The sequence below is a fragment of the Nonomuraea sp. NPDC048882 genome, assembly GCF_040649755.1.
In the GTDB taxonomy this organism is placed as follows: Bacteria; Actinomycetota; Actinomycetes; order Streptosporangiales; family Streptosporangiaceae; genus Nonomuraea; species Nonomuraea maheshkhaliensis.
Genome location: NZ_JBEZGB010000008.1, coordinates 393039 through 411679 on the forward strand (window position 1 = coordinate 393039; position 18641 = coordinate 411679).

Annotated in this window: 19 protein-coding genes and 1 pseudogene; 10 read left to right on the forward strand and 10 right to left on the reverse strand. The window is 71.8% G+C overall.

Annotated features, from left to right (window positions below; all coding sequences use genetic code 11):
* Positions 1-9 precede the first annotated feature (9 nt).
* Both AB0C27_RS29180 and AB0C27_RS29185 read left to right on the forward strand, forming a co-directional pair.
* Positions 10-783, forward strand: coding sequence for a class I SAM-dependent methyltransferase (locus AB0C27_RS29180; RefSeq protein WP_357849876.1), 774 nt, complete (start codon positions 10-12; stop codon positions 781-783).
* A gap of 159 nt (positions 784-942) precedes the next feature.
* Positions 943-1644, forward strand: coding sequence for a thermonuclease family protein (locus AB0C27_RS29185; RefSeq protein WP_357849879.1), 702 nt, complete (start codon positions 943-945; stop codon positions 1642-1644).
* Positions 1645-1766: 122 nt separating this feature from the next.
* On the opposite strand, the gene AB0C27_RS29190 is transcribed toward AB0C27_RS29185, so the two are convergent.
* Complete coding sequence (locus AB0C27_RS29190) at positions 1767-2705, reverse strand: oxidoreductase (RefSeq protein ID WP_357849882.1); 939 nt, start codon at positions 2703-2705, stop codon at positions 1767-1769.
* Positions 2706-2801: 96 nt separating this feature from the next.
* Here AB0C27_RS29190 and AB0C27_RS29195 point away from each other — a divergent pair, with 96 nt between their 5' ends.
* Positions 2802-3479, forward strand: coding sequence for a DNA-binding response regulator (locus tag AB0C27_RS29195; RefSeq protein WP_357849885.1), 678 nt, complete (start codon positions 2802-2804; stop codon positions 3477-3479).
* A gap of 8 nt (positions 3480-3487) precedes the next feature.
* On the opposite strand, the gene AB0C27_RS29200 is transcribed toward AB0C27_RS29195, so the two are convergent.
* A complete protein-coding gene (locus AB0C27_RS29200; protein WP_357849888.1) occupies positions 3488-4030 on the reverse strand; it encodes a LysR family transcriptional regulator substrate-binding protein in 543 nt (180 codons plus the stop codon).
* Positions 4031-4042: 12 nt separating this feature from the next.
* Between AB0C27_RS29200 and AB0C27_RS29205 the strand changes: the two are divergent.
* Positions 4043-4327 (forward strand): annotated as a pseudogene (locus AB0C27_RS29205) (SDR family NAD(P)-dependent oxidoreductase); the annotation flags it as partial.
* A gap of 41 nt (positions 4328-4368) precedes the next feature.
* Positions 4369-4515, forward strand: coding sequence for an SDR family oxidoreductase (locus tag AB0C27_RS29210; RefSeq protein WP_357849891.1), 147 nt, complete (start codon positions 4369-4371; stop codon positions 4513-4515).
* Positions 4516-4539: 24 nt separating this feature from the next.
* Here the strand turns inward: AB0C27_RS29210 and AB0C27_RS29215 are convergent, their stop codons facing one another.
* Both AB0C27_RS29215 and AB0C27_RS29220 read right to left on the reverse strand, forming a co-directional pair.
* Positions 4540-5325: a MerR family transcriptional regulator gene (locus tag AB0C27_RS29215; RefSeq protein WP_357849894.1), complete on the reverse strand. Its 786-nt coding sequence runs from the start codon at positions 5323-5325 to the stop codon at positions 4540-4542.
* A gap of 88 nt (positions 5326-5413) precedes the next feature.
* Positions 5414-6061 (reverse strand): class I SAM-dependent methyltransferase, encoded by a 648-nt coding sequence (locus tag AB0C27_RS29220; RefSeq protein ID WP_357849897.1) that lies wholly within the window; start codon positions 6059-6061, stop codon positions 5414-5416.
* Positions 6062-6132: 71 nt separating this feature from the next.
* Between AB0C27_RS29220 and AB0C27_RS29225 the strand changes: the two genes are divergently transcribed.
* Positions 6133-6765, forward strand: coding sequence for a TetR/AcrR family transcriptional regulator (locus AB0C27_RS29225; protein ID WP_357849900.1), 633 nt, complete (start codon positions 6133-6135; stop codon positions 6763-6765).
* A gap of 11 nt (positions 6766-6776) precedes the next feature.
* Here the strand turns inward: AB0C27_RS29225 and AB0C27_RS29230 are convergent, their stop codons facing one another.
* Together AB0C27_RS29230 and AB0C27_RS29235 are read right to left on the reverse strand one after the other, a co-directional pair.
* The gene (locus tag AB0C27_RS29230; protein WP_357849903.1) at positions 6777-7439 is read right to left on the reverse strand and encodes a response regulator transcription factor; all 663 of its coding nucleotides are present in this window, start codon (positions 7437-7439) and stop codon (positions 6777-6779) included.
* Positions 7440-7452: 13 nt separating this feature from the next.
* On the reverse strand, positions 7453-8547 hold the full coding sequence (locus AB0C27_RS29235) for a histidine kinase (RefSeq protein ID WP_357849906.1): 1095 nt from the start codon (positions 8545-8547) through the stop codon (positions 7453-7455).
* 134 nt (positions 8548-8681) lie between these two features.
* Here AB0C27_RS29235 and AB0C27_RS29240 point away from each other — a divergent pair, with 134 nt between their 5' ends.
* Positions 8682-8888: an alpha/beta hydrolase gene (locus AB0C27_RS29240; protein ID WP_357849909.1), complete on the forward strand. Its 207-nt coding sequence runs from the start codon at positions 8682-8684 to the stop codon at positions 8886-8888.
* 269 nt (positions 8889-9157) lie between these two features.
* Here the strand turns inward: AB0C27_RS29240 and AB0C27_RS29245 are convergent, their stop codons facing one another.
* A complete protein-coding gene (locus AB0C27_RS29245; protein WP_357849912.1) occupies positions 9158-9838 on the reverse strand; it encodes a response regulator transcription factor in 681 nt (226 codons plus the stop codon).
* Positions 9839-9891: 53 nt separating this feature from the next.
* Positions 9892-11256 carry a histidine kinase gene (locus AB0C27_RS29250; protein WP_357849915.1) on the reverse strand — a complete coding sequence of 455 codons (1365 nt, stop codon included), beginning with the start codon at positions 11254-11256 and terminating at the stop codon, positions 9892-9894.
* Positions 11257-11620: 364 nt separating this feature from the next.
* On the opposite strand from AB0C27_RS29250, the gene AB0C27_RS29255 reads away from it, so the two are divergent.
* Both AB0C27_RS29255 and AB0C27_RS29260 read left to right on the forward strand, forming a co-directional pair.
* Positions 11621-12190, forward strand: coding sequence for a dihydrofolate reductase family protein (locus AB0C27_RS29255; protein ID WP_357849918.1), 570 nt, complete (start codon positions 11621-11623; stop codon positions 12188-12190).
* A 24-nt stretch (positions 12191-12214) separates the two neighbouring features.
* Positions 12215-13390, forward strand: a complete 1176-nt coding sequence (locus AB0C27_RS29260) for an acetate kinase (protein WP_357849921.1) — start codon at positions 12215-12217, stop codon at positions 13388-13390.
* 92 nt (positions 13391-13482) lie between these two features.
* Here AB0C27_RS29260 and AB0C27_RS29265 read toward each other — a convergent pair whose 3' ends face one another.
* A complete protein-coding gene (locus AB0C27_RS29265) occupies positions 13483-13740 on the reverse strand; it encodes a transposase (RefSeq protein WP_357849924.1) in 258 nt (85 codons plus the stop codon).
* Between the two features lie 689 nt (positions 13741-14429).
* Positions 14430-16493 carry a phosphate acetyltransferase gene (gene pta, locus AB0C27_RS29270; protein WP_357849927.1) on the reverse strand — a complete coding sequence of 688 codons (2064 nt, stop codon included), beginning with the start codon at positions 16491-16493 and terminating at the stop codon, positions 14430-14432.
* Between the two features lie 285 nt (positions 16494-16778).
* Here pta and AB0C27_RS29275 point away from each other — a divergent pair, with 285 nt between their 5' ends.
* Positions 16779-18641, forward strand: coding sequence for an adenylyl cyclase (locus AB0C27_RS29275; protein WP_357849930.1), 1863 nt, complete (start codon positions 16779-16781; stop codon positions 18639-18641).

Genomic DNA, 18641 nt, shown 5'->3' on the forward strand with positions numbered 1-18641 from the left:
GGTGCGGCGATGGAGCCGGCCGGAAAGGCGGCGTCCATGTCCAGCGCGCAGTTGTACGACACCATCGGGGCCGGCTACACCGTGACCCGGCGCACGGAACCGCGCATCGCGGCGCAGATCTGGGCGGCGTTCGGCGACGCCAGGACGGTGCTGAACGTGGGGGCGGGCACCGGATCATACGAGCCGTCCGACCGTTACGTCCTCGCGGTCGAGCCGTCGGCGCTCATGCGCTCGCAGCGCCGCCCCGACGCGGCCCCCTGTATGGACGGGTCCGCCGAGCGGCTGCCGTTCGACGACGGCGCCTTCGACGCCGCGATGTCCGTCGCCTCCATCCACCACTGGCCCGACCCGATCGCGGGCCTGCGCGAGCTGCTCCGGGTCGCCCGCCGGGTGGTGGTGTTCACACACGACACCACCGAGGCCGGCTGGCTGCACCGGTTCTGGCTCACCCGCGACTACCTGCCCGAGGTGGGGAACCTGGTGTCCGGCCGGCCCTCGATCACCGAGCTGGCCGACGCGATCGGCGCCCGGCTGGAGCCGGTGCCCATCCCGTGGGACTGCGCCGACGGCTTCTTCGAGGCCCACTGGCGCCGGCCGGAGGCGTACCTGGACGAGCGCGTCCGCCGCGGGACCTCGGTCTGGGCCAAGGTCGGCCCGGAGGCCGAGCAACGCGCGGTCCGCGCCCTCCGCGCCGACCTCGACTCCGGCCGCTGGGCCGAACGCAACGCCGACCTCACCGACCTCACCACCGCAGAACTCGGCCTCCGCCTCCTGATCGCCTGACTCCGGGCTGGGAGCTGGACGGTCGGCGACCTCGGCGGATCCTGGTCGCCGCCGGTGATGACGGCTTTCCGCGCGCATCGGGGCTGTGCGGCGGGTACACCGCGCCGGCCCTCGCCGCGTCCTATTCCCGTCGTCATCGTCGTTCGCAGGAGTCACACCATGCGCTCAACCCCCCGCCGTGTCGCCGGAGCCGTCACAGCAGCCGCCCTGTTCCTGCCCGCGACCGCCGGACCGGCCTTCGCCGCTCCGTCCGGGGTGCCGAAGGGCGCCGTCACCGCCAAGGTCCTGAAGATCGTGGACGGAGACACCATCGACGTCTCGCGGGGCGGCAAGCGGTATCGGGTCCAGTTGCTCGAAGTGGACACTCCCGAACGCGGCCAGTGCTGGTTCGCCACCGCGACGGCCCGCACCAAGGCGCTGCTGCCGATCGGAAAGACGGCCTACCTGGTCGCCGACCGTGCTCCGCGCAACCGGTACGGCCACCGCCTGTACTACGTGTGGAACGCCAAGGGCATCCACGTCAACCGCAACCTGGTGCGGTACGGCTACGCCAAGGCCGTGCTGGACCAGCCCAACGACAGGTACATCCGGCTCATGCGCGCCGAACAGGCCAAGGCCAGGAAGGCGCGGCTGCGCATCTGGTCCGGCAAGTGCGACGGCGGCGGCCGCCAGCCGGCCCCCACTCCCACACCGACACCGAGCCCGACCAAGACCCGCCCTTCCGACGACGGGAACGATCCACGCTACCGGACCTGCGGCGAGGCCAACGCGAACGGATACGGCCCGTACGTGCGTGGCCAGGACCCCGAGTACGCCTGGTACCAGGACCGCGACGGAGACGGAGTCGTCTGCGAGCGGTGACGGCCGCCCTTCAGCGCAGGTCCTCGGATCAGATCAGGGCCGCGACGAGAACGCCGGCCGGCCGGCGTGGACGTCAACACGGTGGTCGTCCGCCCGCTCGGCCAGCCGGTCTGACCCAGGCGTCACCCGGCCGTGGCGATCCCGTCGAGGAGCGCCAGCTCGTCCCCGGTCAGCCGGAGGCCGCCCGCCGCGATGTTCTCCTCCAGGTGGGTACGGTCGCCGGTGCCGGGGATGGCCAGGACGTGGTCGCCGCGGTGGAGGGTCCAGGCGAGCCGGACCTGCGCCGGGGTCACGCCGTGGGCCTCGGCGACCTTGGCGACCTCGGTCTCGCCCGTCGTGTCGCGGCCACCGTGCGCGGCGGTGGTGGGAAGGCCGCCGGAGATGCCGGGCGCGACGGCGAAGAAGGGCACGAAGGCGATGCCATGCTGGGCGCACGTGTCGAGCAGAGCGTCGTCCTGACGTTCCGTCAGCCCGTACCGGTTCTGCACGCACACCACCGGCGCGATCTCCATCGCCTCGGCCAGTTGCTCCGCCCCGATGTTGGAGATGCCGAGGTGCCGGATCAGTCCCGCTTCGCGCAGTTCGGCGAGGGCGCCGAAGTGCTCGGCGACGGAGCCGGGCTCCCGGTCCATCCCCGCGCCCCAGCGCAGGTTGACGACGTCGAGGTGGTCGAGCCCGAGCTGGCGGATGTTCTCCTCGACCTGGGAGCGCAGCTGCTCCGGCCGCGCGTACTCGAACGCGCCGTCGCGGGCGCGGCCTGCGCCCACTTTCGTGGTGATGACCAGCTCGTCGGGGTACGGCTGCAGCGCCGTGCTGATCAGCTCGTTGACCGAGCGGGTGGGCAGGAAGTAGAAGGCCGCGGTGTCGATGTGGTTGACGCCGAGCTCGACGGCGCGGCGCAGCAGGGCGACGGCGCCGGCGCGGTCCCTGGGCCGCTCGTCCCAGGGCATGCCGGCCAGGCGCATCGCGCCGTACCCGATCCGGTTGACGGTGCGGTCGCCGAGGCGCCAGGTGCCCGCCGCGGCGGCCGGTGCGCTGCTCACGTTGGTGTCGTTCGTCATGGCTCCAGCCTGCGCGTGGCGTTCGCCGCACGTACGGGAATGGCAACTACCTGCCGGGCCGTTCACGGTGGGAAGGGCTGAGGCAGAATCGGTGGTGTGCTGACGATTGACGGACTCACGCGCGTGAACGAGACGGTCACGATCGTGCACGGCGAAGAGGAGTTGTTCCGGCGGGCGGGACATCTGTTCGCGACCGCCACCGACTTCGCGTGCGCGGCCGACGGCCTCGCCGGCTGGATGACCGACCACACGGCGGACCCGGTCGCCGCGGCGACGACGAGCCGCCTGGGCAGCTTGCGCGTCCGCAAGCTCTACCGGCCCGAGCTGCTGCTCAACTCGGCGTCCGCGCGCGAGCTCGCGCGGCGCCGTGACGAGTTCGGCGCGCAGATCCGCGTCACCACCGAGAGGATCAACGAGACGATCGTGCTCGACCGCCGGGTCGTGATCCTGGCGGGCGATCTCAAGGCCGGGCGGCGCGGCTACAGCGTGATCGCGCAGCCGGAGATCGTCCAGGGGGTGATGTCGCTGTTCGAGACGGCCTGGCGGTCGGCGACCGACCTCGCGGTCTACGACGCCCGGGTGGCCGAGATCCGCGAGCTCGCACCCTCGGTGCTCGACCTGCTCAGCCAGGGGGTCAAGGACGAGACCGCCGCCCGCACGCTCGGCCTCGGGGTGCGGACCTACCGGCGCCGGGTGGCCGAGCTGATGACCGCGCTCGGCGCCGAGTCTCGCTTTCAGGCCGGCGTACGGGCCCGCGAGCTCGGCCTGGTGTAACCCGCCGCTCAAACCTGCGCGGGCCGGCCGAGGAGTCCCGTGCCGCACCAGTCCTGCCGGCTGAGGTGGTCGAGCATGGCCGTCTCCGCCGGGCCGGGATTGCGCCGCACGCCGACGAGGACAGGCTCGGTCAGGGCGGGCACGAGCGGGCAGGCCAGTTCTTCGAAGCCCTCGGGGACGGCCGAGGCCGGGACCACGGTGACGCCCAGGCCCTGCGCTACGAGCCGTACCGCGGTGGAGATCTGTGACGCCCGGGCCACCGCGTGCGGGCTGAGGCCGGCGTCGGCGAGCAGACGGGCGAGGTAGTCGTCGACCAGGCTGCCGCTCCTGAACCGGATCCACCCCTCTGATGCCAGATCCTCCAGGCGCAGGGCGCCGCCGGAGAGAAGCGGGTGCCCCTTCGGCAGGACGGCGACGTAGGCCTCCTCGCCCAGAGAGTGAACATCGAAGGTGCACCCGGCGGGGACACGGTGCACCAGGAACATGTCGAGAGTTCCCTGGCGGACCAGTCGTTCCATGTCCGCGGGATCGGGCTCCTCGTGCAGGGTCACCTGCAGCTTCGGGTGGCGGACGCGGGTAAGAACGTCCTGATCACGGGTGCGGGGTCGCGAGGAGGCATCGGCGCCGCGACGGCGCACGCGTTCGCCCGCGATGGAGCGTCGGTGGTGATCACCGGCCGCAACGTCGAGCGCGGGGCCGAGGTGGTGGACGACATCACCGCCGAAGGAGGAAAGGCCCGGTTCATCTTCGCCGATCTGAGCGACCTCGCCGACGTCGAGCGGCTGGCCGAGGAGGCGGGTGAGATCGACGTACTGGTCAACAACGCGGCGAGCTACCGGGCCAGCATCAAGCCGGCCCTCGACCAGGACCTCGAGGCGAACGCGGAGTCATGGGACACCAACGTGCGCGCCGGCCGCTCAGGCGCAACGCCACGCCCGAGGAACTCGCCGAGGTCATCACGTTCGTGGCGAGCGAGCGCGCGAGCTTCGTCACCGGCCAGGTGATCGTGGCCGACGGTGGTCGCCTCGCCGTCTGAAACGACGTGGTGACCGCTTTCCTGTCAGAGTGCGTCGCAGGTCACGTCCAGGGGGATCATCAGGTGGGTGATCAGCCGGTCGGGCGGGGTGGTGGACGGGTCGGACACGTACACCTCGCGGATCGGGCCGCGGACCGGGCACAGCCGTTCGGCGCACCACGACAGGAGCGCGTGCGCGGTCAGCCCGACCTGGTCGTACGGGCCGACGTGGGTGGCGCGGGCGAACCGGCCGCCCGGCAGCACGTCGAGCTCGGCCCCCGCCACCGGCTTCTCGGTGACCAGCGCGACGGTGACGGTGACGGGCTCGCCGAAGTCGAGCGGGAACAGGCCGATGAGCTCGGGAACGGCCACGTTCGCGGCGGCCAGCAGGCCTGCGACGGCGGCCGAGGTGGCCCGGCCGATGTCGGACGAATCCGCCGCCGTCGCGGTGACCACCGCCACCCGCCGCGCCGGCTCGGTGACCACCGTGACGGGAGCGGACGGCAGGCCCTCCGCCATCACCCGCTCCAGGGCGGCCAGCGTCGATCGGCGCCTGGCCAGCTCGGCCTCCAGCCGCTCGTGCACCTCCGCCAGCACGCCCGAGCTGCCCGACAACACCTCGGCGATGACGGCGAGCGGGACGTCGAGCGAGCGCAGCAGCCCGATCGACAGCGCGTCGCGCGCCTGCTGGGGCCGGTAGTAGCGGTAGCCGGTGTGCTCGTCCACGTACGCGGGCACCAGCAGCCCCAGGTCGGCGTAGCGGCGCAGCTGTTTGACGCTCAGCCGGCCGAGCCTGGCGAACTGCCCGATCGGCAGCAGCTCCTCGTCCATGCCCCCAGCATGGCGTCTTCCCGTATGGGAGAGTCCACCCGTCCCGTCTCAGTGGTCCGGGGTCGTGTCCAGGTGGCGTTCGAGCGCGTCAGGCCCGGCAGCTGATCTCCATGCCGTCCTCCACGGGGAACTCGACGGTGACGTATCCGTTCGCCGGATCTCGGACATAGGCGAGGTAGCCGGCCATGCTCGCGAAGCTGCTGTCGTCGGCGGCGACGAGGGCTCCGGGGGCGAGGCGGTCTTCGAGCAGTCGCAGCACCGGCAGGCAGAGGTCCTTCCAGCCGTCGAGCAGCAGCAGGCCGATGGATCCTGGAACGCCGGCCAGGGTTTCGAGCGCGTCGCCCTCCAGGACCGTCACGTGCCCGGCCACGCCGGCCTGCTCCAGGTTCTGCCGCGCGGCCTCGACCTTGACCTGGCTGAGCTCGGTCGTCCACACGTGGCCCGCACCGTTGTCGGCGACCGCGGCGGCCAGGTGGATGGTGGAGATGCCGTACGAGGTGCCGAACTCGACGATCGTCTCGGGGCGGCCGTGGCGTGCGAGCGCGTAGAGCAGCCGGCCGGCCGACCTGGAGATCGGCATGTACTCCCCCGCCAGCGCGTCGGCGCGCTGCCTCGCCGACGCCTCGGCGATGGGGATGTCCAGCGGCCACGGCGCCGGATCGGCCTCCTCCCGGTCGGCGGCGGCGAAGAGCCGGTCGAGCACGGCGGCGGTCTGGGGTGTGGTGAGTGTGTTCATGCCCGCTACCGTAGACGCACCGTTGCGTCTAGGCAAGATGATAGGCTCAGGTGATCGACGGAAGGGAACCGATGGGCGCTGACGCCGGCGGCAGCACGAACAGAAGCCGCGCCACCACCGCCAAGCACCGCGGCAACCGGCACGGCCGCAGCGAGGAGGCCCGCCAGAGCGTGCTGGAGGCGGCCGACGACCTGCTCGTGGAGGTCGGATACACCCGGCTGACCATCGAGGGGATCGCCGAGCGGGCGGGCGTGGCCAAGCAGACGATCTACCGCTGGTGGCCGTCGAAGAACGACATCCTCATGGACGCGTTCGTCCAGGACGCCGCCGAAGCCCTCGTCCCGTCCGACACCGAGGACCTGCGGCGGGACCTGCGCACCCACGCCCGCAAGGTCGCCCACTTCCTGACCGCGTCCGACGCCGGCGCGGTCTTCCGGGCGCTCACCGCGCAGGCCCAGCACGACCCCGCGCTCGCCACCCGGCTGCGCTTCGAGCACCTTGGGAAGCAGCGCGGGTACGACCGGCTCCCCTTCGAACGGGCGGTCGCGCGCGGCGCGCTCGCCCCGGAGGCCGACATCGACTTCGCCGTCGACCAGATCATGGGGCCCATCTACTACCGCGTCCTGGTCACGGGGCAGGACGTTTCGCAGGAGTTCACCGACACGCTGGTCGACGCCGTGCTCGACCGGCTCACCGGCGCCTGAACACTGCGCGGCTACTTCGGCGGGGCGGGTGCGGCCTGGAGGTAGGCCAGGACCGCCATGACGCGCCGGTTGTGGTCGTCGGACGGAGGCAGGCCGAGCTTGGCGAAGATGTTGTTCGTGTGCTTGCCGAGTGCCTTGTCGGTGACCTGGAAGCGGGCCGCGATGGCCAGGTCGGACATGCCCTCCGCCATGAGCGTGAGCACCTCGCGCTCCCTGACGGTCAGGGCGGCCAGCGGCTCGTCGCGACCGTGCCTGGTCAGCAGTTGCGAGACCACCTCGGGATCCATCGCGGTGCCGCCCGCGGCCACCTGGCGCACCGCGTCCACGAACCGGCCGACGTCGCCGACCCGGTCCTTGAGCAGGTAGCCCACCCCGCCGGAGCGGTCGGACAGCAGCTCCCTGGCGTACAGCTGCTCCACGTACTGCGACAGGATCAGCACGGGCAGGCCGGGGACCCGGCGGCGGGCCTCCAGGGCGGCGCGCAGCCCCTCGTCGGTGAAGCCGGGCGGCAGCCGTACGTCGATCACGGACACGTCAGGGCGGTGCCGGACCAGCGCGTTGACCAGCATGGGGCCGTTGTCGACGGCCTCGACCACGGTGCAGCCGTGCGCCGTCAGCAGGCGTACGAGACCGTCCCTGAGCAGGGCGAGATCTTCGGCTATGACAACGCGCACGGGACCTCCATGGTCAGCTCGGTGGGCCGCCCGGCGGACTGCTCACGGTGAGCGTGCCGTCGAAGGCGGACAGGCGGTCCTCGATGCCCCGCACGCCGGTGCCGCCGTCCGGGCGGACCCCGCCGCGGCCGTCGTCGCCCACGGTCAGGCGCAGGACGCCGCCGGTGTGCCGCAGCCGGACCCAGGCGCGGGAGGCGCCGCTGTGCCTGACCGCGTTGGTCAGCGCCTCGGCGGCGGCGAAGTAGACGGCGGACTCGACCGGCGGCTGCGGGCGGCCGGGCAGGTCGAGGTCGACGTCCACCGGCATGGGGCACGACAGCGCGGACGCCTCGATGGCGCCCGACAGCCCGCGGTCGGCCAGGACCGGCGGATGAATGCCGCGTACCAGGTCACGCAGGTCCGTCAGGGCCTGCCCGGCGAGCTCGCGAGCCTCGTCGATCATCCGCGCCAGCTCGTCCGGGTCGCGGGAGCCGCCGGCCAGGCCCAGGTGCATGCGGACGGCGATCAGCTTGGCCTGGGTGCCGTCGTGCAGGTCGCGCTCGATGCGGCGCACCTCGGCCGCGTGCGCGTCGGCCACCGCGGCCCGGGACGCGGTGAGCTGCCGGATCCGCGCGTCCGGCGCCTGGCCGTCCTCCAGCAGCGCTCGCGCCAGCCGGGCCTGGCCGGTGCGGAACAGCGGAACGGCGGCGATCACGACCGCCGCGATGGCGACGGTGGACAGGCTGAGGGCGAACGTGTTCAGGCCACTCGTCTCCGCCGGTCGCAGCCGGAAGAAGACGTAGTGGAGAGCGGCCAGCATCGCCGCCAGCGCCGCCACCGGGGCGGGGCCCGTGACGCCGTGGACGGCCAGCCACGCCAGTTCGCGCCACCTGCTGCCTGGGTCATACGCAAGGGCGTCGTGCCCGCCGAGCACCCTGCCCGCCCAGCGACGCTGGTAGGCGGCCAGGCGGTGGGCGAGCGCGAGCGCGAAGCCGAACGGCGCCCGCCCGGGACCGCCCAGCGGCACCAGGACGGCGCTCACCAGCACCAGGCAGAGCAGCGCCACCGCCGCCAGCCCGGTGACGGCGTTCACGCTCAGCGCCCCCAGCCCGGCCGCCCCGTTCCGCACACCCCCAGCCCGCCGGACGCGGGTCGTCTTCCCCTCACGGCTGCCAGTCTGCCGAGCTCGCGAGGTGAAGACGGTAGGGGCAGGCCCACCTTCCGGGGTGGCCGATTCCCACCCCGGAGGGTGGGCCGGCGCCCATGGGAACCGGCGCTCGGGCGCGTGAAGCTGTCCTGGCTCGATCGGAACGAGCCGATCGAGCACCCGGGTCGGCCGCGATCCAGTACCTCTCGACCGGCCACAGCCTCTACAACTCCGGCATTCCCTGCATCATCGCCCACGTCAACCGCTACCTGATCAGCCTGCGCCTGCCCGCTCCCGGCACCGTCTGCCGCCCGGCCACCTGACGACCGGCCACCTGACGACCGGCACCGGGACAAAGCCGCGATACCGGGATGAAGTCGCGATGAGGCCCCGGCGTGGTGACATGAGGACCGGCGGGGCCGGCGTGCTGCGGAAGTCAGCCGGCCCCGGCCGAAGCCACGGCGGTGGCGACGAGCCAGGATGCCGTACGGCGTGACCGTGCGCGGCCCCGACCACTTCGACATCTACGATTTCGTCGGCGGACAGCAGACCTCACGGAAAGAGATCAGGAGCCTGCGGCGCGGCTGCTGAGTCACCCCAGCCCCGCGTCGTGCACGATGAGGGCCAGCTGAACGCGGTTGTCCAGGCCCGCCTTCGTGAGAATGCGGGAGATGTACCCCTTCACGGTGCCCACGCTCATGTGCAGGTCACCCGCGATCACCGCGTTCGGCTTCCCCTGACCGACCGCCAGCGCCACCTCGCGCTCCCGCTCACTCAGCCGCCCCAGCACCTTGCGGGCGTCGCCACGCCGCCGGTCCTCCTCCTCGGGCATCAGGTGCGCGATCAGCCTGCGCGTGACGCTCGGCGACAGGATCGGCTCTCCCGCCACGACCTTCCGTACGGCGTCCACGATGCCCTCCGGCGGGGTGTCCTTGAGCAGGAACCCGCTCGCCCCCGACCGGAGCGCCTTGAACACCAGCTCGTCGGCGTCGAACGTGGTGAGCACCACCACCTCGGGCGCCCCCGCCCGTGCCCGCAGCCGCCGGGTCGCCTCGATGCCGTCGAGGCCGTTCATCCGGATGTCCATGAGCACCACGTCCGGCTTGTGCTCGGCCACGGCGCCCTCCACCTCACCGCCGTCGGCCACCGCACCGACGACGTGCAGGTCGGGGGCGCCTTTGAGCATCAGCGTCAGACCGGCGCGCACGAGGGCGTCGTCGTCGACGATCAGCACCCGGATCGGCGCACTCGGATCGGCTCCCACCCGGATCATGCTAACCCTCACCCCACCCCAGCCACGGCCGCCTTCTCACCACGGCCAGACCTTCATCGCGGCCACGGCAGCCGGGCCGCCAGCCGGAATTCGCCATCCGCCGTCTCGCCGCACTCCAGCCGGCCACCCGCCAGCGTCGCCCGCTCCGCCAGCCCGAACAACCCCGTCCCGCTCCCACTCCCCGCCAGCCCGACCGACTCCGCCCCCGTCGGCTCCATCTCCACCGATCCCGGCCCGGCACCGCTGTCCGCCAGCGCACCCGACCCCACCGACCCCATCACCTCCGCCCCCGCCACCTCTGGCCCCGTGACGCGCTCCCCCGGCGCACCCGACCCCACCGGCTCCGTCCCCACCGCCTCCCGTCCGCTTCCCGCGACGACGGCCGGTCCGCCGGGAAGCGGGTTGCGTACCTCGACCACCAACTCGTCCTCCCCCACACCCTCCACGACCACCGTCACGGGCTGACCGGGCGCATGCTTGCGCGCGTTCGTAAGCCCCTCCTGCACGATCCGGTACGCGGCCCGCCCCACGACATCGGGCGCCTCGGACAGGCGTACCCCGTGATCATGCAGCTCGACCCGCATCCCGGCCCGCCGCGACTCCTCCACCAGCGCCCCGAGATCCATCCCCTGATCCATCGACCCCCCGCTGTCAGACGAGGACCCCGGATCGCGCAGGACCGAGATGACGGCCCGCAACTCCTCCAGCGCCTGCCGAGCGCTCGACCGGATCACCCCGGCCGTCTCCGCGACCTCCCTCGCCGTCGCGTCCGCGTTGAACTCCAGCGCCCCCGCGTGCACCGCCAGCAGCGACAGCCGGTGGGCGAGTACGTCGTGCATCTCCCTGGCGATCCCGAGCCGTTCGGCACGACGCGCCTCCTCAGCGCGCAGCCGCTGATCGGCCTCGGCCCGGCGCGCCCGCTCCGCCAACGACCGCATCAGCTCCCTGCGAGTACGCGCGAGCATCCCCCACGCGGTCACCGCCGCCCCGAACAGCACCCCGACCAGCGCCCACACCGGGTACGGCGCGAGCCCGGGCGGCCGCAACGCGAACCTGACCAGCGTCGCCACCACCCCCGCGATCCCCACCGCGACAGCCACCCGGGGCCGCCGATACAGGGCGGCGAGCAACGCGGCGATCCCGCCCGCCACCGACGCGGAGGCGGCGACCACCGACACGCCGATCACCGCCAGCCCCGCCGCCACGGGCCACCGCCGGCACCACCACACCCCCGCGCAGGCCACCACCCCACCCACCACGTCGACAATCAGCTGCCAGCCCGGACCACCCGCCGAATCCCCCAAGACCACCGCCACCGCCCCGGCGAGCGCCGGCACGAACCCGGCCAGGCCCACGATCCACCCAGGCCGCGGCCGCATCCCGACGATCGGCCCTTCATCCGCGCTGGTCAGCAACACAACCGCCGATCGTAGCCCGCCCCGAATCCCCGCGTAAGCAACCAAGGTCACCCCTGGACCACGACCAAAGCCACCACCCACGGCATCCAAAGGACCTGGGCAAGCAACCAATAGCTGCCCCGCTCCGGACGTCCGCCGGCAGAGACAAGCCCTCGGCACCCGGCACGCTGGACACACCACCGACAGACCGAAGCCGGCGACCGACGCGCCGCACTCATCCACGACCTGGCACCCGCGCAGACGTCACCGCCCGACATTTCCTCAAAATGACCGTGCGCGGGATGTACAGAACGCCACCACGGCACCGACCAACCTCCGACCAGACCAAGAGAACCAGACCAGAACCAGAACCAGGAGCAGGAACATGCGTAAGATCATCTACTGGGTGCACACCTCGATCGACGGCCACATCGACGGGGCCAACGGTGAGTTCGACTGGCCCGTGATGGGCGACGAGCTCTCGGCCTACTCCGAGACGTTGAGCGCCCGTTCCGACACCTTCCTGTACGGCCGCGGCGTCTGGGAGGGCATGGTGTCCTTCTGGCCGGAGGCCGAGTCGATGTCGGATCACCCGCACGTGCTGAAGTTCGCCCCGCTCTGGCGCAGTACGCCGAAGATCGTCTTCTCCAGGACGCTGAAGAAGGCCGACTGGGCCGAGCGCGTCATCGGCGACGACCTCGCCGAGCAGGTCACGGAGCTGAAGCGGCAGGACGGCAAGGACCTGCTGCTCACCGGCGGCTCCGCCCTGGCCGCTGCGCTCACCGACCACGGCCTGATCGACGAGTACCACATCGCGGTGCACCCGCTCGTGTTGGGCGGCGGCCGGCCGCTGTTCGTCCCGCGTCCCGAGCGGCTGGGGCTGCGGCTGGTGGAGTCGCGCACCTGCGACGGCCAGGTGGTGGTCATGCGGTACGACCGCGACGCAGGCCAATAGGCTCGGCCCAATAAGCTCGGCGGCATGGACTCCCCCATCCTCGTCCTCAACACGGGCTCCTCATCCGTCAAGTACGAGCTCGTGGACCCGGTCACCCGCACCCGTTCGGCCAAGGGCCTGATCGAACGCATCGGGCAGGAGCGGGGACGGCTCACGCACCGCCACGGGGACGATCCCCCGTACGTCCGCGACCGTCCCTTCCCCGGCCACGGCGAGGCGCTGGACGCGATGATGGAGGCGTTCGCGGCAGCAGGACCCGACCTGTCCCCGGTCGCGGTCGGGCACCGGGTCGTGCACGGCGGCGACCGCTTCACCGGGCCGGCCCTCATCGACGACGACGTCATCGCCGCCATCGAAGAGCTGTCGCCACTCGCGCCCCTGCACAACCCGGTCAACCTGACCGGGATCCGGCTCGCCCGCAAGGTCTTCCCCGACGTGCCGCAGGTGGCCGTGTTCGACACCGCGTTCCATCTCACGCTGCCGCCCGAGGCGTACACGTACGCGGTGCCGCGCGACTGGCGCGAGCGGCTCGGCGTGCGCCGCTTCGGCTTCCACGGCACCTCGTACGCGTACGTCTCCCGCCGCGCCGCCACCCTCCTCGGCCGCGACCTGGCCGACCTCAACCTGATCGTGCTCCACCTCGGCAACGGCGCCAGCGCCACCGCGATCTCCGCCGGCCGCAGCGTCGACACCTCCATGGGCCTCACCCCGCTGGAGGGGCTCGTCATGGGCACTCGCTCCGGCGACGTGGACCCCGCACTCGGCGGCTACCTCGCCCGCGTGAACGGCATGGACGCGCAGCAGGTGGAACACGCGCTCACCCACGAGAGCGGCCTGCTCGCACTGGCCGGCTCCAGCGACATGCGCACGGTACGCGCCCGCGACGACGACGAAGGCCGGCTCGCCCTCGACATCTACACCCGCCGCATCCGCAAGTACGTCGGCGCCTACTACGCCCTGCTCGGCCGCCTGGACGCGATCGTCTTCACCGGCGGAGTCGGCGAACACGACCCCGCCACCCGCGCCACCGCCCTCACGGGCCTCGACCGCCTCGGCATCACGGTGGACGCCACGCTCAACGAGTCGGAGCAGCCCGGCGAACGCACGGTGTCCCCACCCGGCGCCGAGGTGACGGTCCTGGTCATCCCTACAGACGAGGAACAGGAGATCGCCCACCAAACCCTGACCCTGCTGACCTGAATGTTCTGCCCCGTGAGATTGCTGACGCGATTGGCGGATGGTTGACCACCCGAAGCGGTGTGTCCACGGTAAGGGAGTGTTCAGTCAGTCAGTCAGTGATATATCTCGATCTTGTCCGCTTCGTGATTGGTCGAGGTCAGAAGCTGCACGACGTGGAAGTGGTCTGCCACCGGCACGACGTGCGGCAGCACCTGCCGTACAGCGGCTTTGAAGATGGTGTACATGTTGATCGCTACGACGGCCACCTGCCGCCGCCAGGTGACGTCACACTGGCCGAGCCAGCCGGTGACGGCGGCGATGGTGCGGCCCTCGACCTGCCCGAGCAGACTTTGGTCGCCGGACAGGTCCACAAACCCGGTATGCCAGCGATCCACTACCGTCGTCCAGGTGCCGGTGGCCTCCTCCAGCGCCCAGCGATTCCGGCTGGGCGGACAGCACGCGGTGGGCGTGCGCGGCGAAGGCGGCGGATAGTTTCCAGTCACAGCACTAGATGTCCCCGAAGCCGGACCCCATAGCGGCCTGCGACGTTGCCCCTCCAACAGCCACAGTGGAGCCCTGCTCCATCACGCTGAACCGGCCCCGCACCAGAGCCACCGAACCCACAGCGCCACGGTCGCCTGGGTCAGGCCGGTCACCCGGCCAGCCATGCGTTCATTGGCTGGGAGCACATCGTGGACCAGTCGACCGCCCACGTGATCAGTTTCGCGATCCGCAGCAGATTCGCGTAGTGCTCGCAACGTAGCTCGCAACGTAGAGCGAGAACCTCCGAGTGCTCCTTCAGGGTGCGCAGCCAATCCCACTACGAGCCGGCCTGGCGCATGCCGCACGGCACCGCTGCGGCGATGCACGCAAGCGACGGCGGGCAGCGAGGTCGTGCCGGTACACACGCGGGCGTGCTCTCCCGAGCACGGTGCACTTCGCGGTGCCGCACTGGTTGTCGTAGGCGGCCCGCGTCTGTCGCCCTCTCATGACGCTGGACCGGAAATGCTGTGCACGCGGACGAGACGATCATTCCGCGTCGATTCCGCAGTCAGTGCACTCAAAGGCTGTCGCTGACGCCCAGCGGCGCCGGGTCGTCGGTCACCTGGGCGGCCGTGACAGCGACCGTGGTGACGATGTCGGCCACCGTGGCCCCCCGTGACAGGTCGTTGACCGGCTTGCGCAAACCCTGCAGCACCGGCCCCACGGCGACGGCCCCCGCGCTGCGTTGCACGCCCTTGTACAGGTTGTTGCCGGTGTTCAGGTCGGGCACCACGAAGACCGTGGCGCGGCCGGCGACCTGGCTGCCGGGCATCTTGGTCCTGGCCACGGCGGGGTCGACCGCGGCGTCGTACTGGATCGGGCCCTCCACCTGGAGGTCGGGGCAGAGTTCGCGGACCAGGTCGGTGGCGGCGCGGACCTTGTCGACGTCGGCGCCCGCGCCGGAGGCTCCGGTCGAGTACGAGAGCATGGCGATCCGGGGATCGACGCCGAACCGCGCGGCGGTGCCGGCCGAGGCGATCGCGATGCCGGCGAGCTGCTCGGCGGTCGGGTCGGGGTTGACCGCGCAGTCGCCGTACACCAGCACCCGATCGGCCAGGCACATGAAGAACACGCTGGAGACCAGCCCCAGGCGCAGGATCTCGAACGCGGGCCTGATCGTGTGCGCGGTGGTGTGCGCCGCGCCCGACACCATGCCGTCGGCCATGCCGGTGTGCACCATCAGGGTGCCGAAGTAGGACACGTCGGTGACGGTGTCGCGGGCCAGCTCGACGGTCATCCCCCTGTGCGCCCTGACCGCCGCGTACTCGCGGGCGAAGCGCTCGCGCAGCTCGGCGTCGAACGGGCTGAGCACCCGGGCCGCGTCCAGGTCGAGGCCGAGCTGGGCGGCCCTGGTTCTGATGCGGGCCTCGTCGCCGAGCAGGGTCAGCTCGGCCACGCCGCGCCGCAGCAGGGTGTCGGCCGCGCGCAGGATCCGCGGCTCCTCGCCCTCGGGCAGCACGATGTGCCGGCGCCGGGCCCGTGCCCGGTCCAGCAGCTCGTACTCGAACATGAGCGGCGTCACGACGTCGGTCTTGGCGATGTCGAGGCGGTCGAGCAGCAGCGGCCCGTCGACGTGCTCGGCGAAGACCCGCAGCGCCGTGTCGATCTTCCCGCCGGCCTCGGGCGTGAACCGGCCCTCCACCGCCGACAGGCGGGTCGCGGTGTCGAAGGTGTCGTGGTCGGTCACGATCACCGGCAGCGGGATCACCATGCCGCGCAGCAGCCGGTCGACCGAGGCGGGCAGCTCGCTGCCGCCGGTCAGCAGCACCGCCGACAGGGCGGGGAAGCCCGCGGTGGTGTGGGCCGCGATCAGTCCCGGCAGCAGGGCGGCGGCCCGGTCGGACGGGATGATCACGGCAGCGCCCTCGGTGAGGCGGTCGAGGATGCTGGGCAGCGACATCGCGCCCACCATGAGGGCGCTGGCCTCCCGCCCGAGCCCGTCGCGTTCGCCGAGAAAGAACCGGCCGTCGCAGGCGTCGAGCAGGTCGGTCACCGTCGGCGCGCGCAGGGACGGGGTCTCCGGCAGGACGAACACCGGCGTCGGATGGTCGATCGGCAGCGGCCCCGGCGCGCCGGCCCGGGTGACCACGACCGCGAGCTCGCCGGCGTGGTGGTGGGCCAGCTCCCTGGACGACAGCTCGACCGCGGCGGCGATCTGCGCGGCCGTCCTGTTCCTGCCGCTCACCACGTTGACCACGGGGGTGCCCAGGTCGGCGGCCAGCCTGGCGTTGAAGCCGAACTCCGTCGGCGCCCCCACGTCGGTGTAGTCGGTGCCGACCACCACCACCGCGTCACACCGTCCGGCCAGGGCGCGGAAACGGGCCACGATGTCGCCGGCGGCCCGTTCGACGTCCGCGTGCACGTCGTCGTAGGTGACGCCGGCGCACGCCTCGTAGGGCAGGGCGAGCTGGAATCTGCTCCGGATGGTGTTGATCAGGGCGTCCTCGCGGCCGGCCCGCACCACCGGCCGGAACACGCCCACCGTCTCCACCTGCCGGGACAGCAGTTCGACCAGCCCGAGGGCCACGGTCCCCTTGTTGCTCTCCGCCTCACCTGCGGCGACGTACACGGCACGCGTCATGTCCCCTATTGTCCGGGACCCCGCTGTCGCCCACGTCAGCGGGCGACGGCGGAAGACACTCTCGTCAGCGGGCGGCGGCGGAAGACAGCGCGTCGGCCGCGGACGGCGACATCGGCGCGGTGCGTCTTGTGAGGAGGCCGGTCGGCGCGGTAGAAACGGGCGACCACACTCCTCACCACCCGAGCCGGCCGCACCCGTCCGAGAGAGCGCTCTCTCGGACGGGCGACGCACTGACCTGCCCCTCCGCACCACTCCCCTGTACCAGCCCTGTGAAGGACGCACCGCATGACGACGACCCAGCCTTCCCGCGGCAGGCGGCCACGCATCGGCCTCGTGCTGATGACCGCCGTCCTGACCGCCGCCTTATCGGCGGGCACGAGCCCGGCCACCGCCGCCTCCCCACCGCCCGCCATCCCGAACCTCGGCCCGAACGTCACCGTCTTCGACCCCGGCATGCCGGTCGCCGACATCCAGGCCGTCCTCGACGCCGCCCACACCGCCCAGGTCGACGACGAGATGGGCGTCAACCGCCACGCGTACCTCTTCAAGCCCGGCACGTACGGCACCGCCGAGCAGCCGCTGCAGATCAAGGTCGGCTACTACACGGAGATCGCCGGCCTGGGCGCCTCCCCCACCGACGTCGTCATCAACGGCAAGGTCGAGGTCTACAACCGCTGTCTGGCCGACGGCGGCACCGGCAACTGCCTCGCGCTGGTCAACTTCTGGCGCACCCTGTCCAACCTGTCGATCAACGTCAACGCGGCCGGCCAGGACGGCTGCCGTTCGTCGGCCAACTTCTGGGCCGTCTCGCAGGCGGTGTCCCTGCGCCGGCTCGACGTCACCGGCGGCACCCTGTCGCTGATGGACTACTGCACCGCCGGCCCGCAGTACGCCAGCGGCGGCTTCATCGCCGACTCCAGGCTGCCCGCCATCACGAACGGCTCGCAGCAGCAGTGGCTGACCCGTAACAGCGAGGTCGCCGGCTGGTCGAACGGCGTGTGGAACCAGGTCTTCTCGGGCGTCGTCGGCGCGCCGGACGAGGCCGGCTTCCCGAACCCGCCGTACACCACGCTCGACACCACCCCGCTCAGCCGCGAGAAGCCCTTCCTGTACGTGGACGCGCGAGGCAGGTACGGCGTGCGGGTGCCCGCCGCCAAGAGGAACACGCGCGGCATCTCGTGGGCGAACGGCCTGACGCCCGGCCGTACGCTGCCGATCGGCGACTTCTACGTCGCCAAGCCGTCCGACTCGGCGCAGGACATCAACCGGCAGCTCGCCCGCGGCAAGCACCTGCTGCTCACCCCCGGCGTGTACGACATCGCCCGCAGCATCGAGATCAGGCGCCCCGACACGGTCGTCCTCGGGCTCGGTCACGCCACGCTGACCGCGTCCCGCGGCTCGACCCCGATCGACGTCGCGGACGTCCCCGGCGTCGTCATCGCGGGCGTGACCATCGACGCGGGCCCGCGCAAGTCGCCGGTGCTGCTGCGCGTGGGCAGCAGGCACGGGCATCACCGCGGCTCGCCGTCGAACCCGACGACCCTGTCGGACGTGTACTTCCGGGTCGGCGGCCCGCACGCCGGCAGCACGGACGTCGCCCTGGAGGTGAACAGCGACCACGTGCTCATCGACCACACCTGGGTGTGGCGGGGCGACCACGGGGTCGAGGGCTTCACCGACACCCAGCGCTGGAACACCAACCTTGGCCGCAACGGCGCCGTCGTCAACGGTGATCACGTGACCGCGACGGGGCTGTTCGTCGAGCACTTCCAGCAGTACAACACGATCTGGAACGGCGACGACGGGACGACGATCCTGTACCAGAACGAACTGCCGTACGACCCGCCGACGCAGGCCGACTGGATGAACGGCGCCGTCGAGGGCTGGGCCGGCTACAAGGTCGGCGACCGCGTCAAACGGCATCGCCTGTACGGGGCGGGGGTCTACGTGTTCAACCAGAACAACCCGCAGGTCCACACGGAGAACGGCTTCGAGGTGCCGCGGCGGCCGGGGGTGCGCCTGCACCACATCATGACCGTCAACCTGAGCGCCGGAATCATCGACCACGTCGTCAACGGCGAGGGCGAGGCGGCCGACACCACCAAGGTCGGTGCCCCGGTGTACGTCACCGACTACCCGGCGCCCTAA